Below are 13,568 nucleotides of genomic sequence, written 5' to 3' on the forward strand. Positions count from 1 at the left end.
TACTTTTGCTCTAGCGAGCTTGTCCGAAACTTGGACAGTGAGAGTTTATTATTATACTTGAGAACATCATCTCAGATATAGATAATCTTTTTAATTCAAACTAGATTTTTACATTCGCAAAAGTCCTAGCTGCGTAATATTTATCATAAATCAAATCGCTCTTTAAAGATTTGATTAGATCTTTGTTATAATCAACATCTTGATTTAATTCAATTTTTTGATCTTGTAAAAATATATAAAAGTCTCCATAAAATCCTCCCTTTTCTTGTTTATACACAGGAATTCGAATATCTAAAGAGTATTTTTCTTTACCTTTTATTATTTTTTCGCCACTTTTGATAGCAACATCATATTTCAAACTACAACTTCTATCAACCAAAATGTAAAAATTAACATCATTAGCTCCCGCAGTTAATTTTTGAGAGCAAGTAACGGATTTTTGAATAGTATCTTCAATTAGATTAATTAATGGAACTTCACCTATACTAGAACCAGCAGAGCCTCGTGCCACAATACGGAATCTCTTTTCTCTGCTATCATAAGCTACTGCTAACATCAGATTAGGAATTTCTTTTCCCTTGTTATTGAATACTGATACTTTAAGAAGATATAATTTGCTATTCTGTTCAAATTCAGAAACGAATTCATCAAATGAACATATAATTAAGCTCCTAATATCTCCTGGTTTTAAAATTAGAGATTCTTGTAGAACTTTCTCTGTTTCATAAACTTCCTTAAAAGTGTCTTTCTCACACCTAATAAACTTAACAGTGCATTGCTCTACAAACGACTCTTTGGTTCCATTATTATATGCTAGAAGCACAAATTTTTGATTTCTATCATAAAAACCACCATCATATTGAATATCAGGAAAATCATTATTTTCCTTCTTTATATTATATAATTCAATTTCTGTTACTGATTGAGTAACACTTCTTTTATTTTCTACAGCTAGAGTGTTTAATAAGAAATTTGAATATATTGGTGATTCAGAAGTTGCTTGTTCGGGAACTCCACTTCTGTTATTTATGTTTGAAATACTATTTCCAACTATCTCTATCTTTTTCTCATTATCAAATCTGTTTTTAGAACGATGTACTATAATTGGCCCCACAATCACAGTTACTATCAGACTTAAGATTAGCCACCACCACTGTTGGGATAGCTGAAAACCACTTTGCTGAACATTTTGTTGTACTGCTATAAACATACTTTTTCTATATCTCCTAAAAAATAACTTCTCCACTCTCCTCCAGCGTAAACTTGACGTTGTCTTCAATCCATTTGCGGCGTGGTGGGACTTTGTCGCCCATGAGGACATTGACGCGGCGCTCGGCACGAGCCAAGTCGTCAATGGTAACGCGAATGAGGGTGCGGTTTTCAGGGTTCATGGTGGTTTCCCAGAGCTGGTCGGCGTTCATTTCTCCAAGCCCTTTGTAACGCTGCAGCATGGCACCTTTGCCAAATTTCTTGCGCAGGTCTTCTAGCTCACCGTCCGTCCAAGCATACTCGACAACCTCGTTCTTGCCTTTGCCTTTGGACATTTTATAAAGCGGAGGCAGGGCGATATAGACATGCCCCGCTTCTACGAGTGGGCGCATGTAGCGGTAAAAGAAGGTCAGCAAGAGCGTCTGGATATGGGCACCGTCCGTATCGGCATCGGTCATGATGATAATCTTGTCGTAGTTGGCATCTTCGAGGGAGAAGTCCGATCCGACACCTGCACCAATGGTGTAAATCATGGTGTTGATTTCTTCGTTTTTGAGAATGTCTGCCATTTTAGCCTTGGCGGTATTGATGACCTTACCGCGCAGGGGCAGAATCGCCTGAAACTTGCGGTCGCGTCCTTGCTTGGCAGAGCCACCCGCTGAATCGCCTTCGACCAGATAGAGTTCGTTTTTAGCTGGATTTTTGGATTGAGCTGGCGTTAGCTTTCCAGATAAAAGCCCCTTGTCTTTCTTGTTTTTCTTGCCACTTCGGCTTTCATCTCTCGCCTTGCGGGCTGCCTCGCGCGCATCTCTCGCCTTAATCGCCTTACGAATGAGATTAGACGCCAATTCCCCATTTTCCAAGAGGAAGAAAGTCAACTTGTCTGACACAATCGAATCCACCGCAGGACGAGCAAGCGGACTGCCTAGCTTGTCCTTGGTCTGCCCTTCAAACTGCAAATGCTCTTCTGGCACTAAGATAGAAAGAACAGCCGCCAAACCCTCACGGTAGTCAGAGCCTTCCAGATTTTTATCCTTTTCTTTCAGCAAACCAGTCTTTCTTGCATAGTCATTCATGACCTTGGTAATAGCTGATTTAAGCCCCGTCTCGTGCGTTCCGCCGTCCTTGGTGCGGACGTTATTGACAAAAGAAAGGATATTGTCTGAATAACCGTCGTTGTACTGGAGAGCCACTTCCACTTGAAAACCGCCCTCTTCTCCTTCAAAATAAAGAACTGGTGTCAATGTTTCCTTATCTTCATTCAGATAGCTAACAAAATCTTGCACCCCATTTTCATAATGAAAATCAACAGACTCGCCCGTTCGCTCATCTGTCAGAGAAAGGTGAACATTTTTCAAGAGAAAGGCTGATTCATTGAGCCGCTCCGAAATAGTATTATATTTGAAATCTGTCGTTGAAAAAATCGTGTCGTCAGGCATAAAGGTCACTTTCGTACCAGATTTGGACTTAGCTGCTGTCCCAATTTTCTTCAAAGTTGTTGCTGGCTTTCCACCATTTTCAAAACGTTGTTTATAAATTGTACCGTCACGTGTGATTTCAACTTCCAGCCAGCTAGACAGTGCATTGACAACTGAAGAGCCAACCCCGTGTAAGCCTCCCGATGTCTTGTAACCGCCCTGACCGAATTTTCCGCCTGCATGCAGTACCGTAAAAATAACCTCAACAGTTGGGATTCCCATAGCGTGCATACCGACTGGCATTCCCCGACCGTGGTCTGCTACTGTCAAACTCCCGTCTTTGTGAATGGTCACGTCAATCTTGTCGCCAAAGCCAGACAGAGCCTCATCGACTGCATTGTCAACAATTTCCCAGACCAAATGGTGAAGCCCAGTTGCATCTGTTGATCCGATATACATACCAGGACGCTTCCGAACCGCGTCCAACCCTTCTAATACTTGAATGGCATCATCATTGTAATTGTTAATATTGATTTCCTTTTTTGCCACAAGGAGCCTCCTGAATCATTCATCCTTTCTATCTTACAAGTTTTTAGTAAATTTTGCAAAGATTTTAAGAAAATAGTGTATTCTTTCTGCTTCTCACCACCATTTTTTCAGCCTAGACAAATTTTGTAAAATATTTCTGGTCGTTCAACTATCAAAATCAAAATTCATGGTATAATAAAAACATGATAAAGATAGTTTTTACATTGATAGTAGCTTATTTGATTGGTTCAATCCCTGCCGGGCTTTGGATTGGACAAGCATTTTACAAGAAAAATCTCCGCGAATACGGTAGCGGAAATACAGGGACGACCAATACCTTTCGTGTCCTTGGGAAAAAAGCAGGCATCATCACCTTTATTTTCGACTTTTTTAAAGGAACGTTTGCGACACTATTGCCATTTTTTCTTCATATCAACGGTATTTCTCCTCTTGTTTTTGGACTTTTAGCCGTGCTTGGGCATACCTTCCCCATTTTCGCAGAATTTAAGGGCGGTAAAGCCGTGGCAACCAGTGCAGGTGTCATTCTGGGCTTTTCACCGACTTTCTTCACTTATTTAGCTGTCATCTTTTTCAGCTGCTTGTATTTGACTAGTATGATTTCTTTTTCAAGTGTGACAGCTGCTGCCTCTGCTATTCTGGGAGTCTTAATTTTCCCGTTATTTAGTTTTCTTTTGCCACGTTACGATGTGCTTTTTACCGTGATTGTGCTGGCATTAGCGCTCATCATTATCGTTCGACACAAAGATAATATTCAGCGGATTCGGACGAAGCAAGAAAATCTCATTCCCTTCGGATTGAATATCACAAAACAACAACCTAAACAGAAATAAAAGAAGCTAGGATAAAAAATCTTAGCTTCCTTTTATTTTATTCTTTGTGAGCTTTTTTAAATCTAGATAATCCTAAAAGTCCAACGACAAAGCCAAGTAAACTGATAAAGGTAGTATCTGTTGTACCTGTTTCTGGCAAGCTCTTTTGGCCTGAAGGCACAAATTGTTTGTGTACATTGACTGGAATCGTTGCCGTTCTTTGATGTGTATTTGTTTGAACCGCTGGCACAAGTTCTTTTTGTCCAGTTTCATTTGGCTTCACTTGATTAGCAGCTTGATTTTGAAGTTTCTTGTATTGTGCAGTCGAGATTGAAATAGTCCGTGAATTAGGATTGACAACCGCATAAGCTGTTAAGTCTGTTTTTGCCAAATAGTCTGCAAAAGCAACGTCCATTGAAGGACCTTCTTCGCGAGCTCCGCCCAACATACTATAACCGTCACCACCTGCAGCCAAGAAATCATTAGTTGTCAGATAGTAGATTTTCTTAAGGTTTAATTTTTCATATTTTCCTGTTTCAGGATTTTTGATTTCAATGCCAAGAATACGCTTATCAGCTGGCAAGGTTGTGTCATAATAAACTTTTGCTCCAGAAACTTGCAGGAAACCACCGCTTGGTTCAAGTAACGGTTGACCATTTTCATCTAGGACTGGTTTGCCGTCTTTTTCTTGTAAAATAGAACCTAAAGACTTAGCAAACATGTCTGCGATGTTTTGCCCAGTCACTTTTATTTGAGTAATGGTATTACCAAATGGTAAAACAGCAATGATATCTCCTTTGGTGATTGGTTTTCCTTTCGCAATTGTTTCACGAAGTCCGCCGCCGTTAGTTACAGCAAGGTCTGTCTTATGACTGAATCCTGTTTGCCCGTACTCATAGAGCGCATCTGCTACGACATTTCCAAGATTGGTTTCCCGCACACGGACATTTTCTCGATTACCATTTAACTCAACTGGGCTATTAGCAACGACCACTTTTGCGTTTTCTTGGTCGTATTTCTCTTTGATTTTGTTGACCAATTGCTGAATAGCTGGATCTGGAGTAACGCCTTTTACTGAATCAGCTGAGATTTGTTGAGGATTTCCTAGAAGTTGACCAGATTTGTATGTTACTTTTCCAATATTATGCAAGTAACTACCTGTTTGATTATAAGTAACATTGTCGCCGTAGGTTACTGATTCTACAGTATGTGAATGCCCGTCAATCACTGTCACACGTTTTCCTTTTAGCAAAGGATTTTTTGATAATGCTTCTGCCAAGGTAGAACCGCGCCATTCAACTGGTGTCGTCGTATCTACACCCAAATGCGCTAAAACAACATAATGTTTGTAAGTTTTACCTTCTGCTTTCGCACGAGATTCCACTTCTTCAATGACTTTATTGACTTCTGAAATTGGATCTGTAAACGTAACCCCCTGAACATTGCGTGGGTGTGTTTTTGTTGCAGTTTCTGGCGTTGTCACCCCAATAACCACAAATTCATCTCCCACAACATTCTTGTCTTTATCAACAATCGTAGAAGCTTCAAAAAGACGTGCTCCATTGACATAAGTATTGGCACTAAGAAGAGGGAATTTCAAAATTTCTTTGTATTTTTTCACCTCATCCAAACCAAAGTCAAATTCATGATTTCCGACCGCCATTGCGTCATAGCCAATCTTATTTAAAATATTCGCGCGCTCTTCTCCTTTTGAGCTATTGGAAATCGGAAGCCCTTGAAAAGCGTCGCCTGCATCCACAACGAGTGTTGTTTGATTAGTCTTTGCACGTTCTTGCTCAATGACAGCTGCTAATTTAGCATCTCCAATGACTCCTTTTTCTTCCACAATACGACCGTGTACATCATTTGTATGAAGAATAACTGTATCTTTTTCAGATTGAGTTGTAGGTGCAGCAACAGCTTGATTTGCCGGAGTTGTAGAATCTGCTGGAGTTACAGAAGTTTCAACTTGTTTGTTCTCGCTCTTTTCTGTTACTTTCTCTGTGGAAGCTTCAGTAGCAGGCGAAACTGCTGAATCTCCTTGAGCGGTCGTAGGTGCAACCGACTGATTTTCTTTAGGAGCTTCTACTTGCTCTACATGTGCTGTTGAAGTAGCTGGATCTACAGCATCAGCAGAAACCTGATGTGCTAAAATTGCTGGAGCAATTAGCAATGTTGACAAAATGGGGATAATGAATTTGTTCTTTTTCATAATCAATCCTCTTTTATTTTTTTGATTCTATTATACAAGTATACAAGATTTTCTGGTAAAATAAAACCTTATTGAACAAGCTTTATCTTATCGTTCGCTAAAATTGTTCTAAAAAGAAAAATACTCTAACTTTTACATTAGAATATCTTATTTCACAAACATTATTTACAAACTTCTACCTTGTGAGTTTATCTGTGCCATTAAGTTCTTCAGCCCTGCCACTCCCACGGTATCACCCGCTTTTTCAAAACACACCAGTGCTTTTTGAGCATCAGATTTAGCCATTTTTATATCTCCCTTAGCTAGCATTACCTCAGCCAAGCCACGATAAGCACAAGCATGATTGACAAAGTCATCTGTCTGCAATGCTAAATTTAATGTTTCTTGTAAAAGTTCTTCTGCAAGATGAATATTTCCAAATTTGAATTGTAAATACCCCTGTTCGTACAAATTGACTGATGTCTTTAAGACATCATCAGGGAAATGCTTTGCAATAATTGCAGCTTCTGTCATTATCAAGTCATAAGCTTTTTGAAGTTGTTCTTCTGTCATATTTTCTTTCCTTTTATTCATAGAAAACAAAAGTCACACTTTAAAAGTTATATTAAATCAGTCTCCGAGATTGCCTCTTTCACTTTTTCGATTGGCAGATGTACTAGCTCAACTTTCTTGTCGCTATATAAATAACGAGCATAATCATCCATACGGTATTGATTGATATAAACCACTCGCTTGCAACCAACTTGTAAAAGCTGTTTCGTACAGTTGAGGCAAGGGAAATGCGTGACATAAACAGTAAATCCTTTCGGGATCCCGCGCTCTGCACCTTGCAAAATCGCATTTACTTCTGCATGTAAAGTCCTCACACAATGCCCGTCGACTATCAGGCATTCATGATCGATGCAGTGCTCCGTTCCTGAAACGGAACCATTATATCCTGTTGAAATAACTTTATTATCCTTTACAATAACCGCACCAACGCTTGCTCGTTTGCAGGTTGAGCGATTTGCAATCAAGAGCGCTTGTGCTGCAAAATATTCGTCCCAAGCCAATCTTTTTGTAACCATGTTGTCACCTTCTTTTTTATTTATCACTCAGTTTATCATTTTTTCGATGTGGAAAAAGCGGAAGTCCGAGCGATGCAATCTTTTCTGCCGGAACCCTCATGCCGTCTTTTGTCCATTTGATTAAGACAGAAACCACCGCCGAACTCCAAAAGGAATTCATGTAAGTCGAAGCCTCTTTTCTAGAGCTATTTTGTTTTTCCAAGAAATCAAACACAGCACTTGTCAACATTTTTTCTAAATTGTAATCGACTGCTAAACTAAGGATTCGTGCCTCTTTTTTGACTTCTTTAAACAAAAACAACCACACTTGATAGAGCTCCGTTCTCATATTGAATCGTTCCAATTTATCAGTAATCTTTTGTACTGTTCGTTGGAAAATCTCTTGTAAAATTTCTTCTTTTGAATCATAATTTCGATAAAAAGCTGCACGTGAAACGCCTGCCCTCTCTACTAATTCAGAAATGGTAATTTTGGTCAACTCTTTCTGTTCCAATAATTGCAACAAAGAAATTTCCAATGATTCTTTTGTAATTCGGTTAGATTCTTGATTTGATATTTTCAGATTTTCTAAAGATTTTTTCGATATTTTACGTTCCGACATAACATTTTCTTTCTACGTGTAACAACCGACTGTAAAGGCTTTCTAAAGCAGAAGTTTCATGATATAATTGTAAAAAAAGACAAAAGTTTTGTCAATGTCTAACTAGTTTACTACTCAACTAAAGGAGAATGCAATGACTTGGAAAATTGTAGCTGATTCAGGCTGTGATTATAGAACTATAGAAAACCTTGCTGTTGACACCTTGTTTGAAAGTGTTCCTTTGACCATTCAAGTAGGCGATGAAATCTTTATAGATAATGCTCAGCTCAATATTGATGATATGATGGAAAAAATGTATGCCACTTCTTCGGCTTCAAAGTCTGCCTGTCCTAGTCCAGATGATTATATGAAAGCTTTTGATGGAGCTTCAAATATTTTTGTGGTCACTATTACAGGAACCTTATCAGGAAGCCATAATAGCGCACAAGTGGCTAAAAAACTCTATCTTGAAGAACATCCTAACGTGAATATCCATATTATTGATACTCTTTCTGCTGGCGGTGAAAATGATTTGATTATCAAAAAGCTTAATCTTCTCATCGGTCAAGGGCTAAGTTATGAAGAGGTTGTAACAGAAATTACAGCCTATCAAGCAAAGACGAAGTTACTTTTCGTTCTTGCAAAAGTTGACAATCTAGTCAAAAATGGACGACTGAGCAAGTTGCTTGGAGCCGTTGTAGGATTACTGAATATTCGTATGGTAGGCGAAGCCAGTCAAGACGGCAAGTTGGAGTTGCTTCAAAAGGCGCGTGGTGCTAAAAAATCACTAATCGCAGCTTTTGATGAACTCATCAAGGCAGGCTATGCCGGTGGACAAATCATTATTGCTCATCGAAATAATCCCAAGTTTTGCCAGCAATTTTCCGAAATGGTTCGTGAAAAATTCCCACAAGCTGTTATTGAAGTCATCCCGACTTCTGGGCTTTGTAGCTTTTATGCTGAAGAAAATGGTCTCCTCATGGGCTATGAAATTCAATAATATAACGAAACTGTAGTCAATCACTAAACTACAGTTTTTTTATTACAAATATAGCAAACCAAAAACAACTAGCACACTAATCATGCTAAAAAGTGAGCCTATAAGATAGTATTCTGCAAAGGACTGACTTTCTGAAATCTTATTATATCGTGCGATTGACTTAGCAGTAAAGACTAAGCCAACGGAAGCAAACTGCCCAAATATAAGAGACAAAGCCATAATAAAACGCTCTAAAATCCCAATCATCGCCCCTGCACCTGCTATAGTGTCTTGGTTATCTCCCTTTGACTGATACCTACTGAAGAAAAGCTTAAATAAAATATTAACAGGCTTGCCAACGATTGCTAAGAAAAGAAGGGTTTGAGCAACTGACGCTCCATTTTTCAGCCATTGTGGATTGATTTTATTGGCCAATAAAGCATAAAATAGAAAAATACAAATCAAATGAAGGACTTGGTCAATGATGAAAACTTGCTTTGTGAGTCTCTTTATTTCTATAAACGTGTTGAGCCTGTATTTCAAGAAATCAATAACTACATGACTAATCCAAACAGCAGCAAAGTAAATAATATTTTTTGGGAAAAAGATACTCAAAATCAGCAACGGCAGAAAAACAATGGCTAAATGCAACAATAAATAAGGCAACTTTCGACATTTTAAATCTGCCATTTTTTGACTTTGCCATTGGAAATCAGCTAAAACATGCGCCAATAAGACTAACAACAAGATTGGATGTTGGACAAAATAGTCCGAAAATCCCCACAAATTAGACATGTTTCGCCTCCTTCGCTATCGCATTTAACATCAAGTTCATCGCAACTCGTTTATTTCTGAGATAAATTTTTAACCCACTCGCCTTGATACGTTTGTTGAAAGCACTCGGAGTGATACCAAGTAGTTTTGCCATTTCTTTATGCGAAAATGTTTCATCGTATATATTTTCAGCTAGTAATTGTTTGAGGACTTCATATTGGATATCTGTCCACTTGGACTGAATAAAAGAGCACGCAGCTAAAATAGCATTGATTGTCTGGGTGGCTTTCTCATCTGCCAAAGAAACTGAAATGTGATTGATGCCATAGTCATTTTTGTCATGAACATAGTTAATCGCTTCTCTTGCCAGCCAATACGCCGGACCGTCAGAACCAATGCTTTGTTCTTTGTTAATTTCTGTAATCATATCTCCAGCACCAATCCCAAATCGAATTTCATAAGGAGCAAATAACATAGAAAGTTGCTCCATGATTTGAAACATATCCGAATTTGGTAAAAACAAAGCTTGAAATTCATCGCCAGCTGTGACCGTAAAGGGAGAAACTAAATATTTCTGATATTGCTGATTCAACTCTTTCATCAATTGCAACAATTGCTGTTGTGCCTGCGCTCGATCTTGTATTTTTTTTGATTCAATAATGTCTCCAATAAGAGCAATGTACATCATCTTCTCACCTCTTTTTGTCTATTATAATGGAAATTTTTAAAAATTTCCATTATAAAGGACATTTTCTAAAATTTCCGTCATAATGGAAATTTTCTAATCGACTATCTCTAAAAAATACAGCTAAGCACATGATTGAAACCATCATTTGATCTGATAATGACTATCCTTTTACTTTCCATACCTTACCCAGCACTTCTCCAATCTTGCCCTTGATAACTAAGTCAGCTTGACTATCTTGTATTATATTGTTTTTATTGATTACAACTAAGTGCCGTCCTTGAAAATAATGAACCAAATTAGCGGCTGGATAAACAACTAGCGATGTTCCGCCAATGATAAGTAGGTCAGCTTGACTGATAGCCTGAATAGCTTGAGAAAAAACTTCCATATTTAACGGTTCCTCATAAAGAGTCACATCTGGCTTAACTACACAACCACAAGTCTCGCAATAAGGAATGATTCCAGGCAATTTCAAAAAATCCTCTAAGTCATAAAAACGATGACAATTGGTACAAAAATTTCGGTCCACACTACCATGAATTTTTAATACATTCTTGCTTCCTGCCATCTCGTGTAAACTATCAATATTCTGTGTAACAATTGCTTTTAATTTCCCTAGCTTTTCTAGATAAGCTAAATATTTATGGGCCACATTTGGCTTAGCATTAGGATAAATAAGATATTTCTTGTAAAAGTCAAAAAACTGTTCTGGATAACGTTCAAACATCGTATGCGAAACTAATTGCTCTGCTGTAAAATGCTGGTTTAACTCAATATTGTAAATCCCATTAGAACTTCGAAAATCCGGAATACCAGATTCAGTTGAAACACCCGCACCACCAAAAAATACAATATTTTGGCTACTTTGAATGTTCTGTGCCAGTTCTTCAATCTTGTCCATATCGCCCTCCTAAAAGTTACCAACATTATTAAAGAAAAAATCGGCTAGCAGAACTAGCCGATTCGTATTATAACTGAATTATTTTGACAAGTTATAGAAAGATTTCAAACCACGGTATTCAGCTACTTCACCAAGTTGATCTTCGATGCGAAGTAATTGGTTGTATTTAGCAATACGGTCTGTACGTGACAATGAACCAGTCTTAATTTGTCCTGCGTTAGTTGCAACTGCGATATCAGCGATTGTTGAATCTTCAGTTTCACCTGAACGGTGTGATACAACGGCAGTGTAACCAGCTTCTTTCGCCATTTCAATAGCGTCGAATGTTTCAGTAAGAGTACCGATTTGGTTAACTTTAATAAGGATTGAGTTAGCACATCCTTCGTTAATACCTCTTTCAAGATAAGAAGTGTTTGTTACGAAGAAGTCATCACCAACAAGTTGTACTTTCTTACCAAGGCGTTCAGTAAGTTTCTTCCAACCTTCCCAGTCATTTTCATCCATACCATCTTCGATAGTGATGATTGGGTATTTATCAACTAATTGTTCAAGGTATTCGATTTGTTCGTCAGCTGTACGAACTGCAGCTCCTTCACCTTCGAATTTAGTGTAATCATAAACTTTACGTTCTTTGTCGTAGAATTCTGATGATGCACAGTCAAAACCAAGGAATACATCTTTACCAGGAACATAACCAGCAGCTTCGATAGCAGCAAGGATAGTTTCTACACCATCTTCAGTTCCATCAAAACGGGGAGCAAATCCACCTTCGTCACCAACAGCTGTTTCAAGACCACGAGATTTAAGGATTTTCTTAAGAGCATGGAAAATTTCAGCGCCCCAACGAAGAGCTTCTTTGAATGTAGGTGCACCAGCAGGAACAATCATAAATTCTTGGAAAGCAATTGGAGCATCTGAGTGAGAACCACCGTTGACGATGTTCATCATTGGAGTTGGAAGAACTTTAGTATTGAATCCACCAAGGTAGCTGTAAAGTGGGATTTCAAGGTAATCAGCAGCAGCACGTGCTACAGCAATAGATACACCAAGAATTGCGTTTGCACCCAATTTACCTTTATTTGGAGTACCGTCAAGTGCAATCATTGCACGGTCAATAGCTTGTTGATCGCGAACGTCATAACCAATAACTGCTTCAGCAATGATATTGTTTACGTTGTCAACAGCTTTTTGTGTACCAAGACCGCCGTAACGAGATTTGTCACCATCACGAAGTTCAACTGCTTCGTGTTCACCAGTAGAAGCTCCAGATGGAACCATACCACGTCCGAAAGCACCTGATTCAGTATAAACTTCTACTTCAAGTGTTGGGTTACCGCGTGAGTCTAGGACTTCGCGAGCGTAAACATCAGTAATAATTGACATTTTTTACTCTCCTTTGAGTTATTTTATTTACATTCCTATCATACCTTAAAAATCAGTTTTTTTCAAGGAAAAATCGTGCCTTTCTATGAAATTTACGATAATTTTCTATGTAAGCGTTTTATGTTTCCGAATGTTTCTTGGATAAATTTCAAAAAAAGTATGTTATACTAACTTTATGACAGATATAAATAAAGCAATAATGGAAAAATCTCAAGGGGGATTAAAATTAAATCCTGATGAGCAAAGAAAATTTTTAGAAACATTTGAAGAGCGGGTCATTGCAGAATGTAGTATTGATGAAGCTAATAGCACTCCTATACACGACCGCTTTAAAGAGATTTTACAAAAAATTAGCTCGGACTATCAGCCTGTGACTGTGAAAATATCACCTGAGGTTAATAGTCAATATCAAATTTTTTACTTAAAAATAGCAAAAGATCTGGGTTGCAAAGCGACAATCGTGTCTAGTAACTGCAAGAATTCTCCATTTGGTTTAGTCATTCATAGTGATCATCCAGTAGAAATAGATGAAAAAGAAATTGCTAACCAATTTTCTGAATTTTTCCAAGCAGATTCATCTCAAAAAGTAGAAAAGAGTCCTTCTCTTTGGAAAAAGTTGTTTCATTAAAGGGGCGATTGATGCCAAATTTAGAAAAACTAACCTTATTCTTTCAAGCAGAAAATCAAAGAGACTGGGAAACGTACCAAAGTTTTTTACATTCTGATATTACCTGGGAATTGCATGGACAAGAAGTTTCAACCATTCATGGAATAGACGATTATCTTCTGAAGATTCAGCAAGCCTATCATCATAGCAACGTTCAATTTTCCTGCTTGCATACTTTTTCAACTAATGAAAATCGGATTGTCACCATTCTCCAAAATGATTTTGGTCAACTATCCTGTGATATTTTTGAGTTTGAAAATGGTTTAATTGTCAGAGAATATGAATATTTATTATGATGTTTCCATGTCCGACAACTACTACACCTTGTAATC

13 protein-coding genes and 1 pseudogene are annotated in these 13,568 nt (G+C 38.0%); 4 read left to right on the plus strand and 10 right to left on the minus strand.

All coding sequences use genetic code 11. From position 1 onward, the window contains the following. Nucleotides 1–100 precede the first annotated feature (100 nt). Nucleotides 101–1,210, minus strand: a complete 1,110-nt coding sequence (locus tag SanJ4206_RS04905) for a hypothetical protein (protein ID WP_022525134.1) — start codon at nucleotides 1,208–1,210, stop codon at nucleotides 101–103. Between the two features lie 16 nt (nucleotides 1,211–1,226). Continuing rightward, nucleotides 1,227–3,176: a DNA topoisomerase IV subunit B gene (gene parE, locus SanJ4206_RS04910; protein ID WP_003029648.1), complete on the minus strand. Its 1,950-nt coding sequence runs from the start codon at nucleotides 3,174–3,176 to the stop codon at nucleotides 1,227–1,229. Between the two features lie 182 nt (nucleotides 3,177–3,358). Between parE and plsY the strand changes: the two genes are divergently transcribed. Beyond that, on the plus strand, nucleotides 3,359–4,006 hold the full coding sequence (gene plsY / locus SanJ4206_RS04915) for a glycerol-3-phosphate 1-O-acyltransferase PlsY (protein WP_003029646.1): 648 nt from the start codon (nucleotides 3,359–3,361) through the stop codon (nucleotides 4,004–4,006). 37 nt (nucleotides 4,007–4,043) lie between these two features. Here plsY and nt5e read toward each other — a convergent pair whose 3' ends face one another. The 4 genes and pseudogenes from nt5e to SanJ4206_RS04935 all read right to left on the minus strand — a co-directional run bounded on the left by nt5e (nucleotide 4,044) and on the right by SanJ4206_RS04935 (nucleotide 7,865). Further along, the gene (gene nt5e / locus SanJ4206_RS04920; RefSeq protein WP_003029644.1) at nucleotides 4,044–6,197 is read right to left on the minus strand and encodes a cell surface ecto-5'-nucleotidase Nt5e; all 2,154 of its coding nucleotides are present in this window, start codon (nucleotides 6,195–6,197) and stop codon (nucleotides 4,044–4,046) included. Between the two features lie 165 nt (nucleotides 6,198–6,362). Further along, nucleotides 6,363–6,743, minus strand: a pseudogene (locus SanJ4206_RS04925) (tetratricopeptide repeat protein); the annotation flags it as partial. A gap of 53 nt (nucleotides 6,744–6,796) precedes the next feature. Then, nucleotides 6,797–7,264, minus strand: coding sequence for a deoxycytidylate deaminase (locus tag SanJ4206_RS04930; RefSeq protein ID WP_022525137.1), 468 nt, complete (start codon nucleotides 7,262–7,264; stop codon nucleotides 6,797–6,799). A 16-nt stretch (nucleotides 7,265–7,280) separates the two neighbouring features. Next, entirely contained in the window at nucleotides 7,281–7,865 is a 585-nt protein-coding gene (locus SanJ4206_RS04935; protein WP_003029641.1) for a TetR/AcrR family transcriptional regulator, read from the minus strand. 133 nt (nucleotides 7,866–7,998) lie between these two features. Between SanJ4206_RS04935 and SanJ4206_RS04940 the strand changes: the two genes are divergently transcribed. Continuing rightward, nucleotides 7,999–8,844 (plus strand): DegV family protein, encoded by an 846-nt coding sequence (locus SanJ4206_RS04940; protein WP_003029640.1) that lies wholly within the window; start codon nucleotides 7,999–8,001, stop codon nucleotides 8,842–8,844. 42 nt (nucleotides 8,845–8,886) lie between these two features. Here the strand turns inward: SanJ4206_RS04940 and SanJ4206_RS04945 are convergent, their stop codons facing one another. The 4 genes from SanJ4206_RS04945 to eno form a co-directional block, all read right to left on the minus strand. After that, a complete protein-coding gene (locus SanJ4206_RS04945; RefSeq protein ID WP_003029639.1) occupies nucleotides 8,887–9,618 on the minus strand; it encodes a DUF3307 domain-containing protein in 732 nt (243 codons plus the stop codon). Further along, entirely contained in the window at nucleotides 9,611–10,285 is a 675-nt protein-coding gene (locus tag SanJ4206_RS04950; protein WP_003029638.1) for a SatD family protein, read from the minus strand. Before SanJ4206_RS04950 ends, SanJ4206_RS04945 begins: the two co-directional genes overlap by 8 nt. Before the next feature lie 160 nt (nucleotides 10,286–10,445). After that, nucleotides 10,446–11,186, minus strand: coding sequence for an NAD-dependent protein deacylase (locus SanJ4206_RS04955; RefSeq protein WP_003029635.1), 741 nt, complete (start codon nucleotides 11,184–11,186; stop codon nucleotides 10,446–10,448). 78 nt (nucleotides 11,187–11,264) lie between these two features. Continuing rightward, nucleotides 11,265–12,569 (minus strand): surface-displayed alpha-enolase, encoded by a 1,305-nt coding sequence (eno, locus tag SanJ4206_RS04960; protein WP_003029634.1) that lies wholly within the window; start codon nucleotides 12,567–12,569, stop codon nucleotides 11,265–11,267. 175 nt (nucleotides 12,570–12,744) lie between these two features. Between eno and SanJ4206_RS04965 the strand changes: the two genes are divergently transcribed. Then, a complete protein-coding gene (locus tag SanJ4206_RS04965; RefSeq protein WP_003029633.1) occupies nucleotides 12,745–13,197 on the plus strand; it encodes a DUF1694 domain-containing protein in 453 nt (150 codons plus the stop codon). An 11-nt stretch (nucleotides 13,198–13,208) separates the two neighbouring features. Further along, complete coding sequence (locus SanJ4206_RS04970; RefSeq protein ID WP_022525138.1) at nucleotides 13,209–13,532, plus strand: nuclear transport factor 2 family protein; 324 nt, start codon at nucleotides 13,209–13,211, stop codon at nucleotides 13,530–13,532. The last annotated feature ends 36 nt before the right edge of the window (nucleotides 13,533–13,568 follow it).

Source organism: Streptococcus anginosus (assembly GCF_001697145.1).
Taxonomy (GTDB): domain Bacteria; phylum Bacillota; class Bacilli; order Lactobacillales; family Streptococcaceae; genus Streptococcus; species Streptococcus hominis.